This window comes from Micromonospora sp. WMMC250, assembly GCF_027460215.1.
In the GTDB taxonomy this organism is placed as follows: Bacteria; Actinomycetota; Actinomycetes; order Mycobacteriales; family Micromonosporaceae; genus Micromonospora; species Micromonospora taraxaci.
Genome location: NZ_JAPZBJ010000002.1, coordinates 3,118,430 through 3,140,810, shown reverse-complemented (window position 1 = coordinate 3,140,810; position 22,381 = coordinate 3,118,430). Strand labels below are relative to the sequence as shown.

The following is a 22,381-nucleotide window of genomic DNA, read 5'->3' as shown; positions in this document are numbered from 1 at the left end:
GGTGCTCGCCCAGCAGCGGCAGACCGCCATCCTCGACCTGATCCGCCAACGCGGCGGTGTGCGGGTGAGTCAGCTCGTCAGCCGGTTCGGCGTATCCGACATGACCATCCGACGCGACCTCGAGGTGCTGGCCGAGCGCGGCCTGGTGGACAAGGTGCACGGCGGCGCGACGCTCGCCGGGCCGGGTTCCGCCGAGGAGCCCGGCTTCGCGGCCAAGTCGATCCGGCAGCAGGCGGAGAAGCGGGCCATCGCCGAGCGGGCCGCGCGGATGGTGGAGCCGGGGATGGCCATCGCGCTCTCCGCCGGCACCACGACCGCCGCGTTGGCGACGTTGCTATCCGACGTACGCGGACTGACAGTGGTGACCAACTCGATCCCGGTGGCCGACGCGCTCTACCAGAACCCGCGCGCCGATCAGACAGTCGTGTTGACCGGCGGCATCCGCACCCCGTCGGACGCGTTGACCGGGCCGGTCGCCGAGGCGGCGATCAGCGCGCTCAACGTCGACCTGCTCTTCCTCGGCGTGCACGGGCTCAGCCCGCGCACCGGCTTCACCACGCCCAACCTGCTGGAGGCCGGGGTCAACCGATGCCTGATCGGTGCCGCCCGCCGGCTCGTGGTCCTCGCCGACCACACCAAGTGGGAGACCATCGGGATCGCCACCATCGCCCCATTGGAAGCCGCAGACGTCCTGATCACCGACGCCGGTCTGCCGGCCGAGGCCCGCACCACGATCGGCGAACAGGTCGGCGAGCTGGTCGTCGTGGAGGTCGACTAGACGCCGCAGCCCGGACCTTGATCGACTCGGTCCGGCCTGAGCCACGCATGGTTGATCGACTCCATGTCGCCGATGTGGCGGTATCCCGCGCGACGGATACCGCCACATCGGCGATCTGGCGCGCGGCCGGTGGCGACCTCGCGCGAGGAGGCGGCGAGGGCCGACTAGTTGTCGTTCAACATGAACAGCAGCGTGTGATGCTGCAGATCCAGGAACACCACACGCCTGCGTGGCGACGGCTGTGTCTCGTTGTAGGTCTGACTGTGCAGCCATTCGGGGTTGGCCGGGAGGAACGCTACGAGGTCCGGTCGCACGTCCCTAGGCGTGTGCGAGTGAGTCAGCTCAGCCGGGTCGATAGATGCGAACGGAACGAACTCGAACCGTTCGGCCAGCGTGCGCGCGTCCTCGGGACGGAGAACGATGACGCCCTGGTATTCCCAGTCCGTCGGGCCCGGAACCCGTGAGCACGGATTGCCCAAGGCGCGCGCCTGCCAGTGAATCTCCGCATACTCGCCGATGAGCGGAAGCTCCTCCGGCCACTCCCAGCGGCCGACCCGGACCTTCGCCTCATCGGCCTGCCGTTGCTCCTGACATCCACGCGTCTCGTCCACCGCTGCCGTGTCGCATCCGACCACCCCCAGCAGCACGACTGCCGCAGCGAGCGCGGCCGCACGTGCCCGTCTGCCCGTTTTCATCGCCCACGAGATTAGACGTCGGTTCAGGGGTCGTCGACAGGCGAGCAGGCGTCGTCGTGGTCGGCCTGCCGCGCGCACCGGCGGCGGTCGGGCATGACCCGGTCGCAGAACACCCAATGTCGTACGCGCTGCGCGTCCTCGGCGGAGACGGTGCTACCGCCGACGTCGACCTGCGGCATCGAGGCCAGCGCGCGAGCGAGCGTCCGGGCCAGGTCCAGGGCCCCGGCCAGGTCGGCGACCACCACCGGCAGATGAATCACGTACCGGGGCGTCGGCTCCACCATTTCGGTGTACGCCTCGACGGCGAAGCGCGGCAGCGGCGTGAAGAGCCCGCTGTACTGGTGCTCCCAGCCCGGGCTCATGCCTGACGCCGCTCGGACCAGGCGCTCTGCCAGTCGCGTAGCGCCCGCTTGATCCGCGCGTTCTCCTCGCCGAGCCGAGCGACATCGTGATGCAGCGTCGCCAACTCCAACGCGACGCGGTGCAGAAACCGCCGTACCTCCCGGGGGTCGAGACCCCGGCGGCCGAAGCCGACAGTGGAGAACTGCCGGTCGCGCACCTGACTCGGGTGCAGCCGCGCCAGCCGCGTGCCGTCGTAGAGCGTGCCTCGGGTCATTCGTCACCTCGCGCGTCGTGAATCGGCGGGCGGGTCAGGGTCGCGGGAGCGCCCTTTCCCGTGGTAGTTATTCGTCAAGTCGGTTCGGAGCCGGGAATCGCACATCCCGACGCTCCAGTTGAGACCCGACGAGAGCCGGTATGCGACTGCCACTCGCGAAGCCGTCTCTCGTCACCTTCTCGGCTGTTGGCACAGCCGCGGTTGCCGTGTTAGCACCGGGCGTCCCCGGGGGCCGGCGATCACCCTCACCCGCAGGCCACGTTTCCAGTGGCTTCGGCATTGGTGCAACGACACCAACAGATTCCCTGACGGGATACTCCGAGAGGTGGTCATGGTCGCGAACAGGGAGCCGTTCGTCCGTACGCTTCGAGCTCAGTGGCTGGGCCAGCAGATGCGCGAGCTGCGCGAGCAGCGTGGGCTGACCCTCAAGTACGTCGCCCAGTATCTTGAGCGTGACTTCTCGTCGCTGGCCCGTTACGAGAGGGCAGAGTGGCCGTTCCGGCGGGATCTGGTCATCGCGTTACTCGACCTCTACGGCGTCTATGACGAGGGCGAGCGGGAGCGGATGATCCAGCTCGCCCAGGATGCCTGGCGCGTGGACCGCTGGGACAGCGGCTTCGACAAGACGATCTACGACACCTCGTTCATCGACTTCCCCTGGCTGGAGTCGAGAGCTGAACAGGTCTGCACCTATGCGTCACTGCTGATACCCGGCCTGCTTCAGACGCGTGACTACGCCGAGGCGGTCATCAGAAACGCGGAGCCAAGTTCAGCCGGCGAGGTGGAAATCCGAAGGTGGGTTCAACTACGGATCGACCGGCAGCGGCTCCTGGACGGGCCGTCACCGACCAGGCTGGCCGTCATCATCGAGGAGTCGGCGTTACGGCGGCCGGTGATGAGCAGGAGCGTGATGGCCGCGCAACTGAGCCACCTGGCGAGGTCGACGGCGAGACCAACGATCGAGATCCGCATCGTCCCACTGACCCTCGGGCTGCACGCCGGGTTGGACGGGACGTTCTGGCTCTTCAAAATGCCAGCTCCGTATCCCGATGTAGCCCACGCCGAAACGCTCGGTGGGCGTCTGTTCCTCGAATCGGGCAATGCTTTGCGATACGTCCGCGCGTACGATCGCCTGAGGGAGGCCGCACTCAGCGTGAGCGAGTCGGCGAAGCTGATAACAGCACTCGCGGAGGAGCTGTCATGAGCGAGTCCATGCCGAGCGTGGCCTGGCACGTCAGCACCAGAAGTCCGGACAACGGCGGCAACTGTGTCGAGGCGGGGCCGGTGCTGGATGGGTCCGGTCGGGTGGCGGTACGCGACAGCAAGGATCGGGCGGCGGCCACCCTCGTCTACAGCGCCGATCGATGGACCGCGTTCGTCACCGGGGTGAAAGACGGCGTATTCGCCCGCACCCACCCCTGATCGGCTCGGCTTCCTGGAAACCGGGGTGTCCCGGTCGCTCGGACACCGCAGTTCTCGGGAACCCGAGTTGATCACGGCGAGAACGGCCCAGCCGTCGATCATCTGGTGTGGCACCATCCGGCGGTGAAGTCGCACGAGGTGGCGGAGTTGTTCGACCAGGCGGTGCAGCGCCTGCGTGGCGTCGTCGAGTCGGGCGACTCCGACGACGGGTCCGACCTGCTTCGTCGCGCCGCCGACTCGGGCGCGGAGGCCGTCGGGCTGGCTGTCGGCAAACTCTCGGATCCTGACCGTGTGGTTCGCGCGGCGGCCTGCGACCTGCTCGGCGCGACGAGTAGCCGACACATGGACCTGCGCGAAGAGGTCGCCACCGCCCTGATCCGGTTGGCGGCGTACGAGTCCGACCCCGAGGTGCACTGGTCGATCGCGCGCGCCCTCGGCGACACCTTCGACGCCCGGGCCCTGCCGACCCTGGTGGCCCTCGCGGGCAGCCCGGACTCTGACGTGCGTTTCCAGGTCGCGGTGGCGGTGCCGGCGGTGCTCGACGATCCGCCGGTGGCGGCCGGCGAGGCGGTGTTGATCGAGCTGTGCACCGACTCCGATCCGCAGGTCCGGGAGTGGGCCACGTTCGGCCTGGGTTTCGTCAGCACCGCCGATGGGGGAGCCGTCCGGCAGGCGCTGTGGGACCGTACCCAGGACACCCACCCGGAGGTACGCGCGGAGGGCGCGCGGGGTCTGGCGCGGCGGCGGGATCCCCGGGCGCTTCCCCTGGTACGCGACCTGCTCGCCCAGGACGAGGTCCACCCGCTCACCTTCCGGGCCGCCGCGTACCTGGGCGACCCGTCGTTGTTACCACTGCTGGACGGCTTCGGTCCCGGCGTGGACGCTGTCGCCGAGGCGCTGCGCGAGTGTGACCCGCTGCTGCGCGCCCGGCGTGACGAGTCGGCGTGGTTGCTTCTGCACGCCGTCCACCGGCGTCGGCCCGACCTGGAGGTCGCCGTCTTCGGTGAGCGGTGCGACCTCGGCCTCTACCTCGACGTCACCGACGGAGCGGACCTGTCCGGCCACTGGTGGGTCGACGGGTTGCTCCGGCGGGCCGAGAATGACCCCGAGCGGGCGGCCGACCTGGTGATCGCAGACGTCACCTCGGCGTGAGCCGCGCCCGACGATGATCCACTCCAGCTCGCCGATGTGGCGGTAACCCGTGCGACGGATACCGCCACATCGGCGAACTGGCGCGGAACCTGCCGGCGCGAGGCCCAGCCCCGCGCGCTTCACAGCCATCTCACAGGGGTTCTGGATAGGGTGCGCGGTGAGTGAACGTCCGACTCCATCCTGGATCGGTCGGCTGTCGCACAGGAGTTCCGATGGTCTTCAAGAAGATGTTGAGCGCGTTCGGCGTGGGCGGTCCCAGCGTGGACACCGTGCTGACCAACCCCAACACCCGGCCCGGCCTGACCCTCGACGGGCAGGTCAACCTGGTCGGTGGCGATGCCGAGGCAGCCATCGAGCAGGTGGTGATCGGCCTGGTCACCCGGGTCGAGGTCGAAGGACACGACGCCGAGTACGCGGGCACGATGGAGTTCCACCGGATGGTGGTCAGCGGCCCGTTGCAGCTCGCCCCGAAGCAGCAGCTGTCGATCCCGTTCCAGCTGCCGATTCCGTGGGAAACCCCGATCACCGACGTGTACGGGCAGCGCCTGCACGGCATGACGATGGGTCTGCGCACCGAGCTGGCCATCGCCCGCGCCGTCGACAAGGGCGACCTGGACCACGTGGCGGTGCACCCGCTGCCGGTGCACGAGCGGATCCTGGAGGCGTTCCAGCGCCTCGGTTTCCGGTTCAAGAGCGCCGACCTGGAGCGCGGTCACATCCGGGGGGTGCAGCAGACGCTGCCGTTCTACCAGGAGATCGAGTTCTTCGCCTCCCCGCAGTACGCGAACACGATCCGTGAGGTCGAGCTGACCTTCGTGACCAGCCAGTACGGCGTCGAGGTCATCCTGGAGTGCGACAAGCGTGGCGGCTTCCTCAGCGCCGGGCACGACGCGTTCGGCCGCTACCAGGTGTCGCACGCCGACGTCGACCGCGTCGACTGGGCGCAGGTCGTCGACGGTTGGCTGCGTGAGACGACGTCCCGCTACGGCAGCCTCCGCTCGCAGTACGGCCCGAGCCACGGTCACGGTCACGGCCGGGGCGGCATGGGCATGGGCGGCATGGTGGCCGGCGCAGCGCTCGGTGTCGCAGGCGGGATAATCGCCGGCGAGATGATCGAGGACGCGTTCGAGGGCGACTTCGGCGACTTCGGCGGCGACGAGTAGTCGTCCACACACGACGACAGTGGCCTCCGGGAGAGTCTCCCGGAGGCCACTGTGAGCTGCGGACCGGTTAGTGCCGGGCCTTACGCTCCTCGCTGCTGCGGTGGTTGCTGCCGGCCTTGGCCAGGCCTCGGCTACCGAGGTAGCCCAACGTCAGCAGGGTGATCAGGAACCAGGCGTTGTCGGCCCGGAAGATGTCCACCCCAGCCGAGTTCTGCCCGACGACCTGCGACGCGCCCAGTACGGCGGCCACCGCGATCAGGTAGATCCAGAACTCGGTGGTCTTGAACGCCTGCTTGGTCTCCGTACCGGGTGCCTGCATGTCGTTGCGGCGCCCGTCATGCATCACCGGCATCTGCTGGGTTTGCATGTCCCGCATCTGAGCGGGGTTCTGCGGGTCGTTCATGGGCCGGTTCATCGGCCGGGTGGAAGCAGCCTGCGTGCTCATCTGGTCCTCCTCAGGATGCGATGAGTCGTACCTGCATTCCCTCGCCCCGCTACCGCGTTTCGGCCACGGCACGGTTCGCTTTCGTGGCGGGGACAACCCCCGACTACCCGAGGCCAGGGAGCAGGTAACACCGATCGCCGGCCGGAGAAATCCGGCCGGCGATCGGGTGTTCGTCGGGTCAGCGCAGGCCGTTGCGGACGGCCACGCTCACCAACAGGTCCGGGTCGTCGGTGATGATGCCGTCGACACCGAGGTCGATGACCCGCTGCATCACCGCCGCGTCATCGACGGTGTACGGGATCACCTTCAGGTCGTCCCGCGTCTGAAGGGTCCGGACGTCCGGTCCGTGGAAGTATGCCGGGTTCTCCCGCAGGTACCAGTCGGCCGAGGCGACAGTGCCCTGCTTCGGGTCGTGCACCTGCCAGTTGGCCGACACCGTGCCGGCGCCGGCGGCCCGGGTCAGCTTGCCCAGGTCCCGGTACTTCCACCAGTCCAGCCCGCCGGTCCACGGGCTCTTCACCGACGGGTCGCCGTACGCCGCCTGCAACGAGCACTCGTCGGCGAGCGTCGCGCACTCGGACGGCCCGTACTGCCAGACCAGCGCGACAGTGCCGATCCGCCGGTCGAGCTGGCGGGCGTAGGTAATGGTGCGCCAGTCGAACGACTGGATGGTGGCCCGGTTGGTGAAGCCGGCGCGCTGGATCGCGTCGACCAGCTTGCGGGTGAAGCTGCGGTACGGCTCGGTGTCGTCCACCACCGGGCTGATCTTCGTTTCGATGTTCATTCCGATGTCACTACGGCCACTGGCCTTCACCAGGGCGAAGACCTCGTCCAGGGTCGGGATCCGGGCACCCGGTGCGGGTACCTGCGCGGGCAGTTCCGGCAGCGTCTTCGTGCCGCAGTCGACGGTCTTGAGCTGCGCGAGGGTCAGTTCGTGCACGGGCTTGCCCACGTACGGGAACTTCGGGTCGTTGCGGCGCACCGGCTTGGTGTCGACGCAGTGCGACCCGTTGACAGTGCGGTCGTGCAGCACCACGAGCTTGCCGTCGGCGGTCACGCCGGTGTCCAGTTCCAGCGTCGAGATGGCCCGGTTGGACAGCGCGTTCGCGAACGCCGGCAGGGTGTTCTCCGGCCGGGTGGCCCGACCGCCCCGGTGCGCCTGGATGTCGAACGGCGACGCGTACGCCTTCGGAAGCCGGTAGCCGCGCTGCGCCAGCAGGCCGCGCAGCCGGTCCGGGTAGTCGGTGATGATGCCGTCCACGCCGTCGTCGATGAGCTTGGCCATGGTCGGCACGTCGTCGACGGTCCACGGGATCACCTTGATCCCGTAGCGGTGCGCCTGAGCGACCATCTCCTTGGTGACGTACGGCTGGTAGCCGGGGTCGGTGACAGTGCCGTTCTGCGGCATGCCGTGCACGGGCGAGAAGGCGCTGGCGCCGAAGCTACGGATCGCCGCGATCGGGTCGCCGCCGAAGTCGTCGATGTCCAGCCCGCCCAGCCACGGTGAGGCACCGGGCTTGCCGGTCTGGAGGAAGTCGTAGTTGGTCAGGGCGACCAGCGGCAGCTTCGGCTCGACCTGGCGCATGCGCATCAGCGCACCCCAGTCGAAGCTCTGGATGGTGACCTGCTTGAGCAGCCCGGCGGCGCGGATCTCGGCCGCGGTGACCCGGACGAACTGCTCGCGGGGGGCGGTCTCGGTGGGCGCTCCGGCCTCGACCTTGGTCTCGACGTTGAGCTTCACGTCCTTCGCCCCGTAGCGGTTGACCAGCGCGAAGACCTCACGCAGCAACGGCATCCGGGCGCCCGGGGCGGCGACCTGCCCCGGCTTGTCCGCGAGGGTCTTCGACCCGCAGTCCAACGTGCGCACCTGGGCGAGGGTGAGCGTGTTGATGTACTTGCCGACGTACGGGAACTCCGCGTCGCCGGGCGTCACCGCTGTGGTGTCGACGCACTTGGCGCCGCTGATCTTCCGGTCGTGGGTGACGACGGCCTGACCGTCCTCGGTGATCTGCACGTCCAGTTCGAGGGTGGTCACCCCGAGTTGAAGGGCGTTGCCGAAGGAGGCGAGGGTGTTCTCCACCCGCAGCCCGAGGCCGCCCCGGTGGGCCTGCACGTCGAATGTCCGGTCCGGTCGCGGCTTCGCCTGGGCGGGCACCGCGAGCCCGGTCGTCACCGTCGCGGCCACCACAGCCGCGACGGCGGTACGGCGTACTGTGCGCACGCTGTCATCCCCTCCTGCCGGCGGGCATCTCCCACCGGTCGCCGGACAGCATGGACATCTCGCGCGGCGGGAAGGCGGCCAGTGGACGGCGTACCGGTGAACCGCCGTGGACGACCCTTACCGGTCAGCCCGGGTTTGGCCGGCCGGTGGCCGGGCACGCAGTCAGTTCCACAGCTTCTGCGAGGTGATGGACGTGCGTGAGGACGACATGCGGCAGAACGCCGCCCGCGAGGCCGAGGACCGGATCGCCGGCGGTGTGTACGGCAAGGGCGCCCTCGACGAGGTGACAGTGCCCCGCACCGATGTGGAGAGCCAGATCCAGCGCGACGACCCACTCGACCCGGCGCAGGAACGGATCGACCCGCAGGTGTTGCGCGACGGTGGCCCGGTCGGCGGTCAGGGCGCGGTTACCACCACCGGTGGCACCGCCGGGCCGGCGAGCGTACGCCGGGTGGCCCGCCAACCCGAGCGACACTCGGGCACGGTGGCCCCGACGACCACCGGCGACGCCACCACAGGTGGCCTGAGCACCCCGAGGGGCGGCGGCACCAGCGACCAGTCCACGTCGGCGACCGGCCCAGCGAAGTCCATCCAGGACCGGTCCCCGGACTGACTGACCGGCCGGGTTGCCCCCGTCGACGGACCCGTCGACGGGGGCAGCGCGTACCCGGTCAGTTGGGGCGCAGGACGCCCAGGCGTTGGGTGGCGCGGGTCAGGGCCACGTACAGGTCGCTGCGGCCCCGGGGTGACTCGGCCACCATCCGGTCCGGGTCGACGACCAGCACCGAGTCGAACTCCAGCCCCTTGGCCTGCGCGACGGTCAACACCACCACCCGGCTCTCCAACTCCGGATGCTCGCCGACGGCGGCCTCCGGCAGGGCGGCGGTGACGGCCGCGCCCAACTCGCCCACCCGTCCGGCCGGCACGAGCACGCCGAGTCGACCGTCGGTCAGCCCGGCGGCCTCGCGGGTGGCTTCGGCGACCAGTTCGGCCGCCAACTGCTCGTCGGGCACCGTCCGGTCCCACGGGGGTACGCCGCTCTCGCGCACCGAGCGCGGCGGACGCAGCGCCGGGTCGATCTCGGCCAACACGTCGGCGGCGACCGCCATGATCTCGGCGGGCGTGCGGTAGCTGACCGTCAACTCGGTCAACCGCCACCGCCGCGCGACGTACGGGGCGAGGGCGTCCGCCCAGGAGGGCGTGCCGCTGAGCGCGCCGGTCTGCGCGACGTCACCGACGATCGTCATCGACCGGCTCGGGCAGCGGCGCATCAGCAACCGCCAGGCCATCGGCGACAGCTCCTGCGCCTCGTCCACGATCACGTGCCCGAACGCCCAGGTCCGGTCGGCGGCGGCCCGCTGCGCGGTGGTCAGACGGTCGGCCTCCTCCTGCCGCTCCAGCAGCCGGTCGGCGTCGATCAGGTCGGTCACGCCGAGGATCTCACCGCCCTCGGCCTCGTCCTCGACGTCGATCGAACGGGAACCCCGGGCGATCTCCAGCACACCCTCGGCGTACTCCCGTTCCATCATGCGGATGCGGTCGCGCCGGGCGGCGGCGGCCCGTTCGTCCTCGCCGAGCAGCTCGGCGGCCTCATCCAGCAGCGGTACGTCGGCCGGCGTCCAGCCACCCGGCTCGCGCCGCAGCAGCGCGCGCTCGTCGTCGGTCAGCATCGGCGCGGCGGCGGCGATCCGGTCCGGGTCGGCGTACAGGTCGGCGAGCAGCCGCTGCGGGGTCAGCACCGGCCACAGCCGGTCGAGCGCGGCCTGGATCTCCGATTCCTCCCGCAGCTCCCGCCGGATCTCGGCCCGGTCCGCCTCGTCGAGGAGGTTGTCCCCGCCCAGCGGGTCGGCGCCGATCCGTTCGGCCACCTGCTCGGCGAGCGCGTGCACGATCTCCACGTCGAACAACGCACGGGCCAGGTTGTGCGGCCGGTCGGTGCGGCGTACCCGGTCCCGGGCGGTACGCACCGTCTCCGGGTCCAGGGTCAGCGTCTCCCGCTCGACCTCGATCTCCAACGGCTCGTCCGGCACCCACTGTCGGTCCCGCACGGCCAGCGCCAGCACCTCGGCCAGCACCGCCCGGCCCTTCAACGCGGCCGTCTCGGCGGGCTCGGCGCGTTGGGCGCTCACACCCGGAAAGAGATCACCCTGGGTACGCAGCAGCACGCCGGTCTCGGCCAGCGTCGGCAGCACCTGGGAGATGTAGCGCAGGAAGGTCGCGTTCGGGCCGACCAGCAGCACGCCCCGGCTGGAGAGTTCCCGTCGGTGCGTGTAGAGCAGGTACGCCGCCCGGTGCAGCGCGACGGCGGTCTTGCCGGTGCCCGGCCCACCCTGGACGACCATCACGCCCGGCAGTTCCGCGCGGATGATCTCGTCCTGTTCGGCCTGGATGGTCTCGACGATGTCGCGCATCCGCCCGGTACGACCCGCGTTGAGCGCGGCGAGCAGTGACGCCTCACCGGTCAGCTCCTCGTGGCCACCGGGGGAGGCGGTGTCGATGTCGAGCACCTCGTCGTTGAGCCCGGTCACCTTGCGCTGCCGGGTGCGCAGGTGCCGGCGTCGACGTACGCCCTGCGGGTTCGCGGCGGTGGCGAGGTAGAACGGGCGGGCGGCGGGGGCCCGCCAGTCCATCAGCAACGGGTCGTAGTCGCCACTGGTGTCGAAAATGCCGATCCTGCCGATGTAGTGGCGGGAGTCGTCGTCACCGTCGAGGCGGCCGAAGCACAGCCCGTTCTCCACGGCGGAGAACTGTTCGACCTGATCGGCGTACATCGCTACCGAGCTGTCGCGCTGCGAGCGGTCCTGGAGGGTCCCGCCGGTGTTGCGCAGCTCGGCGGTGAGCCGGTCGGCGGCCTGCTCACGCAACCCGTCCAGCCGGTCGTAGAGCATCGAGACGTACTCCTGCTCGCGACCGATCTCGTCGTCGAGCGGCAATTCGCCGGAACCGCCGGAGTGCCTTGACAAGCCGTCTCCCTAAAGATTAGAATCCTTTGCAGGAACGGCTTTCAGCCGTTCTTTTTTGTGCCCTCGAACTGTTGAAGATAGCGCGTCCCGCCGGTTCTCACCAAGCCGGTCGGGGCTGGCGCGCCGGTGATCGCGAGGTGGCGGCGGATGATCCTGCGGACCGGTCAACGGGTGGTCTTCATCGGCGACAGCATCACCGATTGTGGTCGACGTGACAACGCCGCGCCCTACGGAAACGGCTATGTCAGCCTCGTGCGCGCACTGGTGGACGCACGGCACCCCGAGCTGCGGTTGGAATGGGTCAACCGGGGTGTGAACGGCAACACCGTACGGGACCTGGCCGCCCGCTGGGATGACGACGCCATCGCCGAGCGCCCCGACTGGCTCGCGGTGCTGATCGGCATCAACGACATCTGGCGCCACTACGGTGACCGGCCGGATGAGGCCGTCGGCATCGAGGAGTACGAGCGCACCCTGCGCGACCTGCTCCGTCGGGCGGTCGACGCCACCGGATGCCGACTGATCCTCGGTGACCCGTTCTTCATCGAGGCCGATCGCAACGTCCCGCAGCGCGCCGACACCGACCGGTACGCGGCGGTCGTGGCGGGGCTGGCCGTCGAGTTCGACGCGGTGCACGTGGCCAACCAGGCGGCGTTCGACCGGGTGCTGGCGGTGAGCCCGGCGAAGCGCTGGGCCGACGACCGCGTACACCCGCACCTGCCCGGTCACGCGGTCCTCGCCGACGCCTACCTCGACGCCCTCGGCGCGACCACCGCTTCCTGACGCCGGGCAGCGGAACGCCGGGCCGACCGTCAGGTCGACCCGGCGTTGACACCGCAGATCAGCTGCGGGCGGCCTCGTACAGCCGCTCCGGAGTGACGGCGCCGGCGAGCACCCGGCCGTCGTCGGTGAGCAGCACACTGAACAGCTTGCTGGTGAGGAGCCGGCCGCTGCCCCAGTCCCCGTTGACGGCCGCCAGCCCGCCGAGGAACGTCGACACGTCGACGTCCGGCACCGAGCCGGCGGCCGGCGCTGCCTGCTTCGCCGGGGCCTTCGCGCCCGCGAGCGGCCCGTCGAGGTGGGCGACCAGCACCGTCGTCCAGCCGGAGCCCACCGCGCGGACCTTCGGGTCACCCGCCGGGCCGGCGTGACCAGGCTTACCAGCCGCCGGCGGTACGGAGTGACCGGGCTTACCGGCCGTCGGCGCTTCGGCCTTCTCCTCGGTGACCGTCACGCCGGGCGGCGGGTTGAAGGTGAACTGGTCGGCGTCCGGGCGGCGGTAGTCGACCTGGGTGAAGGCCACCTCGAACGCCGGCCGGTCACTGCCCTTCGCGAGCACCTCGAAGCGCAGCGGCACGTGCCGCTTGGCGTCGATGGCGATCCGCAACTGGTGCACCAGTGAGGCCCGGTCCCGAGGCTGGAGCACCAGCTCGTACGCGTCCTGGCCGGCGACGGTCGCCGACCGGCCGACGCTGACCTCGGTGCTCGGGTCGACCGCTCCCAACGCCAGGTCGGCGGCCTGCTGCGGGGTTGCCGGGAGGTTGGCTGCCTGCTCGGGAGTCGGCTTTCCGGCCCCGAGATCCCCGCCGAGGGTGCGGTGGGTGGCGGTGTTGGTGCGGCTCTGCCAGGTCCACAGGTCCCGGCCGTTGCGGATCACGTCCTGTTCGCCCAGGGTGTCCAGCAGCGCGACCCGCTGCTGGTCCGGGCCGGAATACCAGACCCGCAGGGTGTGCGTGCCGGTCAGCATGGTGGTCAGCTCGTTGCCGGGGACCAGACCGACGAGGGGCGGCAGGCCGAGGTCGGCGCGCTGCACGACGGTCCCGGACAACCCCTCCAGCCGGGACGTCTGCAGGTCGACCAGCAGTTGGGCCGCGGTGCGTGGGGGCAGGCTCGGCTCGGCTTCGGCGGCGAACGTGCCGACCGCCGCGCCACCGCCGATGACGGCGACGGCCGCGGTGGCGGGGACCAGCCAACGAAGGACGGGACGGCTCCTCAGGACGGACATGGTGACACCTCCTGCGTACATCGTGCCCTCTTGGTCCTGTGAGCGTGCTGAGGAAGCCGGACCGTCACGATTGACCCGGGTGGCACTCTTGGGTGGTGCGCTTGCTGGTGGTGGAGGACGAGGCCCGGTTGGCGGCCGCCCTGCAACGTGGCCTGCAGGCCGAGGGGTTCGCTGTGGACGTGGCGGGGACGGGCCCGGCCGGCCTCGACGCGGCCCGGCACGGCGGCTACGACGCGATGATCCTCGACGTGATGTTGCCCGGCCTCTCCGGCTACGAGCTGGTCCGACGGCTGCGGGCGGAGCAGCACTGGTTGCCGGTGCTGATGCTCTCCGCCAAGGACGGCGAGTACGACCAGGCCGACGGCCTCGACTGCGGCGCCGACGACTACCTGACCAAACCCTTCTCGTACGTGGTGCTGCTGGCCCGGCTGCGGGCGCTGCTGCGTCGGGGCGCGCCGGAACGCCCGGTGGTGCTGGCCGTCGGTGACCTGCGACTGGACCCGGCCCGTCGACAGGTGACCCGGGCCGACGCCGAGGTGGCCCTGACCGGGCGGGAGTTCGCGCTGCTGGACTACCTGATGCGCCGACCCGGCCAGGTCGTCTCCAAGACCGAGTTGCTGGACCACGTTTGGGACGCGAGCGTGGAGACCGCGCCGAACGCCGTCGAGGTGTACATCGGCTACCTGCGTCGCAAGCTCGGCCGCGACCGGCTGGAGACGATCCGGGGTGCCGGCTACCGGCTGGCGACGTGACCAGCCCGGCGGGTGGCCGCCGGGCGGGGAACCGCTGGATGCCGGTGCTCGGTCTGCGGGGCCGGCTCATGGCGATCGGAGTGCTCGGCCTCACGGTAGGGCTCGCCCTCGGCGGGGTGGTGCTGCTCGGCGCGCTCGGCTTCGTGCTCCAGCGAACTGTCGACACCGAGGCGTTCCGGACCGCCGACGCGGTCGCCCTGCTCGCCGCCGAGGACGCGTTACCCGATCCGCTGCCGGTGGCCGGCGGTCAGGTGCGTGTCCAGGTCGTCGACGCGCAGGGGCGGATCAGGGCCGCCTCGATCGATGCCGACCGGCTGGTGCCGATGGTCCGCCCGGAACGGCTCGACCACGACCGTCGGCAGCGACTGGAGGTGCCGGCGGAGCGGGTCGGGCTGGCCGGCCCGGTCCGGGTGGTCGCCGTGCCCGTCGGCACCGCGGCGGACCCGCTCACCGTGCTGGTCGCCCGTTCGATGGCCGACGTGCGGCACAGCACCCACGTGGTCCGGACCATCCTGCTGGTGGCGTTCCCGCTGCTGGTGGCTGTGCTGGCCGCGGTGGCCTGGCGGGTGGTCGGCGCGACTCTGCGGCCGGTCGAGGCGCTGCGCCGAGGTGCGGAGGAGATCACCGGACGGGCTGGCGCCGGCCGGTTGCCGGTGCCCGCCTCCGCCGACGAGATCCACCGGTTGGCGGTCACCCTCAACGGCATGCTGGACCGGCTGGAATCCGCCCGGATCCGTCAGCGGGCATTCGTCTCCGACGCCGCACACGAGCTGCGCAGCCCGTTGACCAACATCCGGACCGAGTTGGAGGTGGCCGAGCGCCTCGCCGACCGGACGGACTGGACGGCGGTGACCGCCAACCTGCTCGCCGACACCGACCGGTTGAGTCGTCTGGTGGACGACCTCCTGCTGCTGGCCCGCCTGGACGAAGCGCCACCAGGTCGAGGGGTCGGCCCGGTGGAGTTGGGCGCGCTGCTGGCCGAGGTCGCCGCCCGCTACCCGTCGCCACCGGTCCGGGTGGAGCTGCCCCCCGGCCCGCTGTGGACGACCGGCAACGCCGACGAGGTGCGTCGTGTGCTGGCCAATCTGGTCGACAACGCGGTCCGGCACGCGGACAGCGCTGTCGAGCTCGCGGCCGGGGCGACCTCGACGGCAGGGCCTGCGATCGGGCCGGGTGTCGGGGCGTACCACCTGGTGACGGTGACCGACGACGGCCCGGGGATCCCGGTCGCGGACCGGGAACGGGTCTTCGACCGGTTCACCCGGCTCGACGACGGCCGCGCCCGCGACGACGGGGGCGCCGGCCTGGGGCTGGCCATCGTCCGGGAGCTGGTGCGGCGAGCGGGCGGCAGCATCGCCCTGACCGACGGGCCAGAGCAGCGCGGGCTGCGGGTGCGCCTGCTGCTGCCGGCGGTAGCCATCGAGGACAGCCGTGGGCCACATCCGAACGGGCCGTGACGGCATTGACATTCCGTGACGGCGACGGACCCCCCATCCACCCACCGGCGACCCTTTGCTTTGCACCCGCGGATGCGACAGCTACCCAGTGTGATGCTCGCCGCGCGTGCGCCGCAACGCTTGCCGCGACGTTTCACCTGTTCAGCCGTGATGGTGCGTATTGGTAAGCACAGCAAAGGCGGGTTGAGGCGTGTGATGGGGGTGCGCTGGACGCTACTGGGTGTGACGGCGGGCTCGTCGGCAGGTGCTCCACGCTGAGTGAGGGCGACAGGGCGTGGGTCGGCAGGGCGCAGCTGGCCGGGCGTCGCTGGCCGGGCCGGCTGGTGAGGGCTCGGCGGCCGGGTCGGCGGCCGCCGGTGAGCGCGGCGGGGTCAGCGGCGGCGGGTGCAGACCTGCTCGGAGCTCGCGACGGTATCGGTGGACCAGACGACCGCGACGGTGAAGCAGTAGTCGTTGGTGCGGTTGAGGGCGTAGATCACGTAGTTGGTGGTGCCGGCGGGCAGGGTCGCGAAGACGTTGCGGTCCTGGCCGGTGCGACCACCCGCGATGACCACCGGGCCCTCGCTGCCGGTGGGGTAGGTCCAGTTCAACACGATGCTGTCCCGGCTGTCGCGCAACGTCACCGTGCCCGGGGGACTACCGATCGGTGCCGCGGCAGCACCTGACGTGGGCGGGCTGACGGTCGGGGCGGGTGCGGTGCTGGCCGGTGGAGCGGCGGTGGGGGAGCCGGTGGCCGGCGGCGGGGTCGGCTCGTCGTCGCCGCCGACCCGGGCCACCCCGGCGATCACCGCAGCCGCGCCGAGCAGCACCACGACCACGCCGGCCACCAACACCGGCACCAGCCGGTTGCGCTGCGTCGGCGGCGCGCGGTGCACCGGCACCGGCAGCAGCCGGGACGGGGTGTACGGCTCCAGTGGCGCGTACGGGTCGGCCGGCGCGGGCGGTCGGCGCAGCCGGTACACCCCGGACTGCTCCTCGGTGCCGCCGGCCAGCCCGACCACCGACGGGGGCACCGGGGCTTCCCTGGGGTACGGCGTGGGCTCCCTCGCCGGCTCCGGTGGCCATCCCGCCGTCCCGACGGGTTCGTCGGCTGGCGCTCGGGGGTTCGGCACCGCCCCGCCGGCCGCCATCGTCGCGGCGTGGTGTGGCGGAGGCGTTGGCAGATGGCCGGCCTCGGCCGGGTTGTCGTCCTGGGGTGGGACGCGGGCGGCTGGCACGACCGGAGTGTCCCGGTCGGTCGGCGGGTTGTCGGTGCACACGTGGTCGGGATTGGCCGCCGCCCGGGCCAGGGCCGCCACCTGCGCCGCCAGCGGGTCGTCCGCCGGCAGGTGCTGCCGGCACAGCTCGCGGGCCAGCGCCAGATTGTCGTGTGCCTCGGTGAACTGCCCGCAGTCACGCTGCATCGCCCCGAGCCGCGCCAGCATCTTGATGCCGCTGGGATGCCCGTCGCCGTACACCTCGCGGTGCAGTTCCCAGGCGTCCTGGAGCCGGTCACGGGCCACCGTGCACTGGCCGCGGGCGTACTCCACGGTGGCCAGGTCGGCGTGCGCGGCGAGCACCCGCAGGGATTCGGGGCCGTCCTGCGCGGTCAGCTCGATGATGACTTCCTGGTAGAGCCGGGCAGCTCGGGAATGGCTGCCAACCCGGTGCAGCACGGCCGCCAGGGTTGCCGCGGCGGCCACCGTGCGCGGGTCGGAGCGGCCGTGCAGCCGGGTCGTGGCCGCGTACGCGAAGGCGGCCCAGCCCCGGGCGGAGTGCGGCTCGCCGAGGGCCACCAACACCCGCGCCTGGAGGCTCGCGGCCTCGGCCAGCTCCGTGGTGGCGTTGGCAGGGCGGGGGTCGGCGTCGGTGAGCGCGTCGGAGAGGAGCTGCTGCGCGCCGGCCAGATCGCCAGACGACACGAGGTCGTGCGCTTGATCAGTCAGTTCACCGAAGCCGGAAGACACGCCCCATCGTGCTCATCCGACGACGGTAAGTACAAGACCCGCGCCGGTGTCGATTGGTCAGGATCCGGTCAGGTGCTCGGCCAATGTCTCGCTGATCCGCCGCAGTTGGTCCACCTGGGCGGGGCTCAACGCGTCGAACAGGTGCCGGCGTACCCCCTCGACGTGGCCGGGGGCGGCGGCCGCGAGGGTGGCGAAACCCTCGTCGGTGAGCAGCGCGATCTGCCCGCGTCGGTCGGTGGGGCAGTCTTCCCGGCGCACCCAGCCGGCGGTCTCCAGCCTGGCCACGGCGTGCGAGAGACGGCTGCGTGACGACCCGGCGGCCTCGGCCAGCTCGCTCATCCGTAGTTGCCGACCCGGCGCTTCGGAGAGGCGGACCAGGATCTCGTAGTAGGCGTGCGGCATGCCCGCGTCGCGTTGCAGCTCGCGGTCGAGAGTGTCCATCAGCGCCCGCGACGCGGTGAGGTACGCGCGCCACGTGCGCTGCTCGTCGGGGTCCAACCAGCGCGTCATGACCGCCATCATACCCCAGATAGTTGAACGCTCAACAAAATCGCGCTAGCATCGGGGCATGGGTATTCACCGGCTCAACCACGCGGTCCTCTACGTCAGTGACCTCGCCCGCAGCGTCGCGTTCTACAGCGACGTGCTGGGCTTCCGTGCGGTGGCGATGACCCCGGACGGCTTCCGCGGCGCCACCTTCCTTCAAGCGCCCGACTCCACCAACGACCACGACCTCGGTCTGTTCGAGGTCGGAGCCGGCGCCGGGCGGTCCACCGCCGGCCGGTCCACCGTCGGCCTCTACCACCTCGCCTGGGAGGTGGACACCCTCGACGAACTGGCCGCCACCGCCGAGCGGCTCGCCGCCGCCGGTGCGCTGGTCGGCACCTCCGACCACGGCACCACCAAGAGCCTCTACGGCAAGGACCCGGACGGTCTGGAGTTCGAGATCGTCTGGCTGATCCCCGCCGACCTGCTCGATGACAGCGCCATCGCTGCCCGCAAGCAGATCACCCGGCTCGACCTGGACGCCGAGCGGCAGCGCTACGGCGGGCAGACCAAGGGTGGGGTGGGGATCTCCGTCCCCGCGTGATCGGTCGTGAGGTAGAACGGACCGATGTCGACCGACCGCACCACTGACTTCCTCCGCGAGCTGCTGGTCCGCCAGCTGACGACCTGGCTGCCCGCGGCCCTGCACCGCTCCCGGCGGGCGACCGTCGCGATCGCGGGCACGGACGCGGGCAGCGCGGAGGCGGCGTTGCGCCTGGTCGCCGCGCACGGCGACCAGGTACGCGGCCGGCAGGTGACGGTGCTGGCGCTGGCCGACAGCGCGGCCCTGCCGGCCCGTCTCGGCCCGATCGAGGCGGAGTTGCCCGCCGAGGTCACCGTGCACCTGCTCTCCGGTGATCCTTACCGGCTTCCGGTCGCGGTGAAGGCCGCCGGGGCGGCCGGCGCCCCGCTGTTCTCCTTCGTGGACCTGCCCGGCGCGGTGACGCCGAAACTCCTCGCCGCCGCGGCCAACGGCCGCGCCGGAGAGCTGTTGCTGCACACCCGTGACACCGCTCGCGACGCGCTCGTCTCCGCCGGTTTCCCCCTGGTCGCCGAGGTGACGCCGGTGCTGCCGGACGGCGACGCCGCCGGTGTGGTCGCGTTCGGCAGCCGCTCCGACCGGAGTCTGGAGGCCGTCCGCGACGCGCTCTGGGCGGTCGGTGCGGATCTCGACGTGCGCTACCGCGACCCGCAGGACCCGATGGGCGTCACTGTCGGTGTGGTCGGCGATCCCGAGCTCGAACCCCTGGCCCGCGAGTTGCTGGCCGAGTTGCGCCGGGGCGGTTCGCGGCCGGTCACCGAGCTGCGCCGGCACACGCTCACCGCCACCGTCTACCGTGCCGCCGACGCCAACCGGGCACTGACCGACCTGCTCGACGCGGGCGACGTACGCCGTGATCGCGAGTCGGGCAGGCTGGCCGGCGACGAGATCATCGCGCTGGCGCGCTGAGCGCGACGTCGCCCCTGTCCAGACGCCGAGCGGGGTGCCGGTGAATCACCGGCACCCCGCTCGACTCCCGGGATGCTACGACCGGGCCTTGTCCTGCTTCCACGACAGCGGACCCGGCAGGTCGACCCGGTGCGCCCGCGCCTTGGAGTTCCAGGACCAGCGCCCGATCTTGATGCTCCACGAGGAGAAGCCGTTCTCGGTGAAGTTCAGGATGATCGGTCCGTACTTCTTGCGCTTGCGAAACATGAGGCCCATCGGAGGTCTCCCCTCGTCACCGTTCCCTGCCGTGTCGAGATCGAACATTCCCGGACCGGCAACCTTTGAAACCCCTTCGCTGTCCGTCCTGGACAGTGCCCAACGCGCATCCACAATCCCTATTCAACAGATAGGTCTTTCGCCGCGATAAACGCTGTTGAACACAGTCCACGATATCGACGGCGACGCAAGTCTCACCTTCTGGAAGAGCGTTGACCGCTCGATCCCGGCGCCGGCAGCATGAGGTCATGTCGCAGCGGGACGAGCTCCTCCTCACCGCTCGTGCGCACGTCGACCGCGGTGTCGGCATGACCGCACCCACCGAACAGGACCTGCTCGCGCTGGACCGGGCCGCACAGGACCTGCTGTTCCGGGAGGCCCGAACCGCAGAAACGTTCACCGACGAGCCGGTCACCGACGCGCAGGTCGCGGCAATCCACGACCTCATCCGGCACGGGCCGACCGCGTACAACGGTCAGCCACTGCGGGTGCTGCTGCTGCGCTCGCCGGTGTCCCGGGCCCGGCTGCTGCCGTACCTGTCCAGCGGCAACCGGGCAAAGACGGCCAGCGCCCCGCTGACCGCGATCCTCGCCGCCGACGTGGACTTCCACCAGCGGCTGCCCGAGCTCTATCCGCACCGCCCGCAGGCCCGGGACTGGCTCGCGGACCGGGCGGCGCGCGTCGAGCAGGCCCGATTCAACGCGACCCTGCAGATCGGCTACCTGATCGTCGGTGTGCGCGCGGCAGGTCTCGCCGCCGGCCCGATGGCGGGTTTCGACTCCGGGGGCGTCCAGCGGGAGTTCTTCCCCGACGGCCGTCACGAGGTGCTGCTCCTGCTCAATGTGGGGCGCCCCGGCCCGGGTTCGGGGCGCGCACGGCTGCCCCGGCTGGACACCGGTGAGGTGATCCGCACCTTCGAGGGCGTTGGCTGAGCGAGGAACGGCGACGTGCCCGAGCCAGCCGCGCCCGGCGTGACCAGCGCCGGTGGCGTCAGCGCGGTTCCCAGGCGTCGGGCATCGCGGTGAGCTTGCGGACGTGGGCGGGCAGTCGGCCACTGACGATCTCGGCGAGGCTCACCTCGTCGACGACCCGCCGCACGGCGGCGCGCACCGCCACCCACAGGCCGGGCAGGTTCTCCGCCGAGCCCTCGTAGCGGGTCTCCTCGGGGCGCAGCCCGCGTACCCCGGCCAGCGGCCCCTCCACCGCGCGCAGCACCGCGCCGACGGTCACCTCACGCGGCGGGCGGGCCAGGGTGTAGCCGCCCTCGGCGCCGCGCTGGGCACGCACGATGCCGGCCCGGCGCAGGTCCGCCAGGACCGCCTCCAGGAACTTGCGGGGCATGTCCTGCTCCGCCGCGATGGCCTGGGTGGACAACAGCGAGGGGTACGCGGTGGCGAGGCTCAGCGCTGCCCGTACCGCGTAGTCGCCGCGCGCGGAGATCTGCACAGTGCCATCATGCCCGGCCGGTGTCGCCCGTCGGTGCGCTGGGCGACCCGCGTCGCGTGGCGTGGCCGCCATTCGTGGTGCCGACGGCGCGGAACCTGCCGCCGTTGGCACCGGTGGGCTCGGCCGGAGGCCGGGGCCGGACCACCCGTGCGGCGGGCTGATCCCGGGCGGCCCGGAACGCGCCGGGGCTGACCCCGACCTCCCGGGTGAAGAAACGGCCGAAGTTCGTGGGCTCGGAGAAGCCGAGGTGCCGACCGATCTGGGCGATCGGCTGGTCGGTCGCGGCGAGGAGCCGGCCGGCCTGCAACGCGACCCGCTCGTCGATGACCTGCTTGGCGCTGCGACCGGTGACGGCCAGGCACGCCCGGGTCAGGGTCCGCACCGAGCAGCGGAGGCTGGCAGCGTAGTCCTCCACCCGTCGGGTGTGCGGGTAGCCGTGCTCCACCTCCCGGCGGAACCTGTGGAACGTCTCGTCCTCAGGTCGGGGTGTCGACCGGTCGGCGTTCGCCAGGGCCAGCCGCAGCAGCAGCACTGCCAGTTGGTGACGGAGCAGCGCGCGGGCGGTGAGGCTGTCGGGATGCCGCTGACAGTCCACAGCCAGTTGGCTCACCTCGCTGATCACCGCGTCCTCGTCCTCACCGGCCAACTGCCGCCAGGTCACCGGTGTGTCCAGCTCGACGCCGAAACCACGCAGCGCCTCGGGTTCCCAGGCGACCACTGTGGCGTCGAACTGCCGGCCGGCGCAGCGCAGCACCTGGCCGGCGCGGACCCGCAGCAGCGTGCCGGGCCGACAGGGGAGCAGGTGGAAGTCGAGTTCCGCATCGCCGTGACCACGCGTGGTGAGGATCAGCAGTTCCCGTTCGACGATCACCGGTCGACGCCAGCCCGGGGAACCGGAGAGGTCGGCCAGCGCGAACGTGGCAATCTCGTCGGGCACGGGTGACGCCGTTCCGATCGATGACGCGGGGGCGGGATCGGTGGAGACCATCGCCTGCGACCGTAGCCCGAACCGCAGGTCATCGCATCCCGGTCGGTCTGTGCGCCGCAATCGGCGCGTCGGCGCGGGCTT

General features: G+C 71.2%; 24 protein-coding genes. 12 read left to right on the top strand and 12 right to left on the bottom strand.

The genetic code is table 11. The annotated features are described in order from the left end of the window. Window position 1 precedes the first annotated feature (1 nt). On the top strand, window positions 2-778 hold the full coding sequence (locus O3438_RS13725) for a DeoR/GlpR family DNA-binding transcription regulator (RefSeq protein WP_269680342.1): 777 nt from the start codon (window positions 2-4) through the stop codon (window positions 776-778). Between the two features lie 164 nt (window positions 779-942). Here O3438_RS13725 and O3438_RS13720 read toward each other — a convergent pair whose 3' ends face one another. The 3 genes from O3438_RS13720 to O3438_RS13710 all read right to left on the bottom strand — a co-directional run bounded on the left by O3438_RS13720 (window position 943) and on the right by O3438_RS13710 (window position 2,089). Next, window positions 943-1,473, bottom strand: coding sequence for a hypothetical protein (locus O3438_RS13720; protein WP_269680341.1), 531 nt, complete (start codon window positions 1,471-1,473; stop codon window positions 943-945). A gap of 23 nt (window positions 1,474-1,496) precedes the next feature. Beyond that, on the bottom strand, window positions 1,497-1,757 hold the full coding sequence (locus O3438_RS13715) for a hypothetical protein (RefSeq protein WP_269683641.1): 261 nt from the start codon (window positions 1,755-1,757) through the stop codon (window positions 1,497-1,499). A 74-nt stretch (window positions 1,758-1,831) separates the two neighbouring features. After that, the gene (locus tag O3438_RS13710) at window positions 1,832-2,089 is read right to left on the bottom strand and encodes a DivIVA domain-containing protein (RefSeq protein WP_269680340.1); all 258 of its coding nucleotides are present in this window, start codon (window positions 2,087-2,089) and stop codon (window positions 1,832-1,834) included. A gap of 331 nt (window positions 2,090-2,420) precedes the next feature. Here O3438_RS13710 and O3438_RS13705 point away from each other — a divergent pair, with 331 nt between their 5' ends. The 4 genes from O3438_RS13705 (at window position 2,421) to O3438_RS13690 (ending at window position 5,826) form a co-directional block, all read left to right on the top strand. Then, window positions 2,421-3,293, top strand: a complete 873-nt coding sequence (locus tag O3438_RS13705) for a helix-turn-helix domain-containing protein (protein WP_269683640.1) — start codon at window positions 2,421-2,423, stop codon at window positions 3,291-3,293. Next, entirely contained in the window at window positions 3,290-3,511 is a 222-nt protein-coding gene (locus tag O3438_RS13700; protein WP_269680339.1) for a DUF397 domain-containing protein, read from the top strand. Before O3438_RS13705 ends, O3438_RS13700 begins: the two co-directional genes overlap by 4 nt. Before the next feature lie 123 nt (window positions 3,512-3,634). Next, window positions 3,635-4,663: a HEAT repeat domain-containing protein gene (locus O3438_RS13695; RefSeq protein WP_269680338.1), complete on the top strand. Its 1,029-nt coding sequence runs from the start codon at window positions 3,635-3,637 to the stop codon at window positions 4,661-4,663. 212 nt (window positions 4,664-4,875) lie between these two features. Beyond that, entirely contained in the window at window positions 4,876-5,826 is a 951-nt protein-coding gene (locus tag O3438_RS13690) for a sporulation protein (RefSeq protein ID WP_269680337.1), read from the top strand. A 67-nt stretch (window positions 5,827-5,893) separates the two neighbouring features. On the opposite strand, the gene O3438_RS13685 is transcribed toward O3438_RS13690, so the two are convergent. Further along, window positions 5,894-6,271 carry a hypothetical protein gene (locus O3438_RS13685; RefSeq protein WP_145784774.1) on the bottom strand — a complete coding sequence of 126 codons (378 nt, stop codon included), beginning with the start codon at window positions 6,269-6,271 and terminating at the stop codon, window positions 5,894-5,896. Between the two features lie 178 nt (window positions 6,272-6,449). After that, on the bottom strand, window positions 6,450-8,492 hold the full coding sequence (locus tag O3438_RS13680) for a glycerophosphodiester phosphodiesterase family protein (RefSeq protein WP_269680336.1): 2,043 nt from the start codon (window positions 8,490-8,492) through the stop codon (window positions 6,450-6,452). Between the two features lie 193 nt (window positions 8,493-8,685). On the opposite strand from O3438_RS13680, the gene O3438_RS13675 reads away from it, so the two are divergent. Further along, window positions 8,686-9,105, top strand: a complete 420-nt coding sequence (locus O3438_RS13675) for a hypothetical protein (protein ID WP_269680335.1) — start codon at window positions 8,686-8,688, stop codon at window positions 9,103-9,105. Between the two features lie 58 nt (window positions 9,106-9,163). Here the strand turns inward: O3438_RS13675 and O3438_RS13670 are convergent, their stop codons facing one another. Further along, window positions 9,164-11,455: a HelD family protein gene (locus O3438_RS13670; protein ID WP_269680334.1), complete on the bottom strand. Its 2,292-nt coding sequence runs from the start codon at window positions 11,453-11,455 to the stop codon at window positions 9,164-9,166. Between the two features lie 147 nt (window positions 11,456-11,602). Here O3438_RS13670 and O3438_RS13665 point away from each other — a divergent pair, with 147 nt between their 5' ends. Next, window positions 11,603-12,238, top strand: coding sequence for an SGNH/GDSL hydrolase family protein (locus O3438_RS13665; RefSeq protein ID WP_269680333.1), 636 nt, complete (start codon window positions 11,603-11,605; stop codon window positions 12,236-12,238). 58 nt (window positions 12,239-12,296) lie between these two features. On the opposite strand, the gene O3438_RS13660 is transcribed toward O3438_RS13665, so the two are convergent. After that, on the bottom strand, window positions 12,297-13,460 hold the full coding sequence (locus O3438_RS13660; protein WP_269680332.1) for a LolA family protein: 1,164 nt from the start codon (window positions 13,458-13,460) through the stop codon (window positions 12,297-12,299). Between the two features lie 95 nt (window positions 13,461-13,555). Between O3438_RS13660 and O3438_RS13655 the strand changes: the two genes are divergently transcribed. After that, window positions 13,556-14,212, top strand: a complete 657-nt coding sequence (locus O3438_RS13655; RefSeq protein ID WP_269680331.1) for a response regulator transcription factor — start codon at window positions 13,556-13,558, stop codon at window positions 14,210-14,212. Between the two features lie 68 nt (window positions 14,213-14,280). Continuing rightward, the gene (locus tag O3438_RS13650) at window positions 14,281-15,669 is read left to right on the top strand and encodes a sensor histidine kinase (protein ID WP_332367495.1); all 1,389 of its coding nucleotides are present in this window, start codon (window positions 14,281-14,283) and stop codon (window positions 15,667-15,669) included. Between the two features lie 371 nt (window positions 15,670-16,040). On the opposite strand, the gene O3438_RS13645 is transcribed toward O3438_RS13650, so the two are convergent. Together O3438_RS13645 and O3438_RS13640 are read right to left on the bottom strand one after the other, a co-directional pair. Then, the gene (locus O3438_RS13645; protein WP_269680330.1) at window positions 16,041-17,615 is read right to left on the bottom strand and encodes a tetratricopeptide repeat protein; all 1,575 of its coding nucleotides are present in this window, start codon (window positions 17,613-17,615) and stop codon (window positions 16,041-16,043) included. A gap of 57 nt (window positions 17,616-17,672) precedes the next feature. After that, entirely contained in the window at window positions 17,673-18,134 is a 462-nt protein-coding gene (locus tag O3438_RS13640; protein WP_269680329.1) for a MarR family winged helix-turn-helix transcriptional regulator, read from the bottom strand. 49 nt (window positions 18,135-18,183) lie between these two features. Here O3438_RS13640 and O3438_RS13635 point away from each other — a divergent pair, with 49 nt between their 5' ends. Together O3438_RS13635 and O3438_RS13630 are read left to right on the top strand one after the other, a co-directional pair. Continuing rightward, on the top strand, window positions 18,184-18,705 hold the full coding sequence (locus O3438_RS13635; RefSeq protein WP_269680328.1) for a VOC family protein: 522 nt from the start codon (window positions 18,184-18,186) through the stop codon (window positions 18,703-18,705). Window positions 18,706-18,729: 24 nt separating this feature from the next. After that, window positions 18,730-19,611: a hypothetical protein gene (locus O3438_RS13630; protein ID WP_269680327.1), complete on the top strand. Its 882-nt coding sequence runs from the start codon at window positions 18,730-18,732 to the stop codon at window positions 19,609-19,611. 75 nt (window positions 19,612-19,686) lie between these two features. Here the strand turns inward: O3438_RS13630 and O3438_RS13625 are convergent, their stop codons facing one another. Next, the gene (locus tag O3438_RS13625; RefSeq protein ID WP_088990736.1) at window positions 19,687-19,866 is read right to left on the bottom strand and encodes a DUF4236 domain-containing protein; all 180 of its coding nucleotides are present in this window, start codon (window positions 19,864-19,866) and stop codon (window positions 19,687-19,689) included. A 248-nt stretch (window positions 19,867-20,114) separates the two neighbouring features. Here O3438_RS13625 and O3438_RS13620 point away from each other — a divergent pair, with 248 nt between their 5' ends. Further along, entirely contained in the window at window positions 20,115-20,798 is a 684-nt protein-coding gene (locus O3438_RS13620; protein WP_269680326.1) for a malonic semialdehyde reductase, read from the top strand. A 58-nt stretch (window positions 20,799-20,856) separates the two neighbouring features. On the opposite strand, the gene O3438_RS13615 is transcribed toward O3438_RS13620, so the two are convergent. Continuing rightward, on the bottom strand, window positions 20,857-21,312 hold the full coding sequence (locus tag O3438_RS13615; protein WP_145784759.1) for an RrF2 family transcriptional regulator: 456 nt from the start codon (window positions 21,310-21,312) through the stop codon (window positions 20,857-20,859). Window positions 21,313-21,319: 7 nt separating this feature from the next. Then, window positions 21,320-22,300: a helix-turn-helix transcriptional regulator gene (locus O3438_RS13610; RefSeq protein WP_269680325.1), complete on the bottom strand. Its 981-nt coding sequence runs from the start codon at window positions 22,298-22,300 to the stop codon at window positions 21,320-21,322. Between the last annotated feature and the right edge of the window lie 81 nt (window positions 22,301-22,381).

Coding starts and splice junctions, on each gene's coding strand:
- O3438_RS13720 (WP_269680341.1), bottom strand. CDS start 1,473: ATGAAAACGGGCAGACGGGCACGTGCGGCCGCGCTCGCTGCGGCAGTC.
- O3438_RS13715 (WP_269683641.1), bottom strand. CDS start 1,757: ATGGTGGAGCCGACGCCCCGGTACGTGATTCATCTGCCGGTGGTGGTC.
- O3438_RS13710 (WP_269680340.1), bottom strand. CDS start 2,089: ATGACCCGAGGCACGCTCTACGACGGCACGCGGCTGGCGCGGCTGCAC.
- O3438_RS13705 (WP_269683640.1), top strand. CDS start 2,421: ATGGTCGCGAACAGGGAGCCGTTCGTCCGTACGCTTCGAGCTCAGTGG.
- O3438_RS13700 (WP_269680339.1), top strand. CDS start 3,290: ATGAGCGAGTCCATGCCGAGCGTGGCCTGGCACGTCAGCACCAGAAGT.
- O3438_RS13690 (WP_269680337.1), top strand. CDS start 4,876: ATGGTCTTCAAGAAGATGTTGAGCGCGTTCGGCGTGGGCGGTCCCAGC.
- O3438_RS13685 (WP_145784774.1), bottom strand. CDS start 6,271: ATGAGCACGCAGGCTGCTTCCACCCGGCCGATGAACCGGCCCATGAAC.
- O3438_RS13665 (WP_269680333.1), top strand. CDS start 11,603: ATGATCCTGCGGACCGGTCAACGGGTGGTCTTCATCGGCGACAGCATC.
- O3438_RS13660 (WP_269680332.1), bottom strand. CDS start 13,460: ATGTCCGTCCTGAGGAGCCGTCCCGTCCTTCGTTGGCTGGTCCCCGCC.
- O3438_RS13650 (WP_332367495.1), top strand. CDS start 14,281: ATGGCGATCGGAGTGCTCGGCCTCACGGTAGGGCTCGCCCTCGGCGGG.
- O3438_RS13640 (WP_269680329.1), bottom strand. CDS start 18,134: ATGGCGGTCATGACGCGCTGGTTGGACCCCGACGAGCAGCGCACGTGG.
- O3438_RS13635 (WP_269680328.1), top strand. CDS start 18,184: ATGGGTATTCACCGGCTCAACCACGCGGTCCTCTACGTCAGTGACCTC.
- O3438_RS13630 (WP_269680327.1), top strand. CDS start 18,730: ATGTCGACCGACCGCACCACTGACTTCCTCCGCGAGCTGCTGGTCCGC.
- O3438_RS13625 (WP_088990736.1), bottom strand. CDS start 19,866: ATGGGCCTCATGTTTCGCAAGCGCAAGAAGTACGGACCGATCATCCTG.
- O3438_RS13620 (WP_269680326.1), top strand. CDS start 20,115: ATGTCGCAGCGGGACGAGCTCCTCCTCACCGCTCGTGCGCACGTCGAC.
- O3438_RS13610 (WP_269680325.1), bottom strand. CDS start 22,300: ATGGTCTCCACCGATCCCGCCCCCGCGTCATCGATCGGAACGGCGTCA.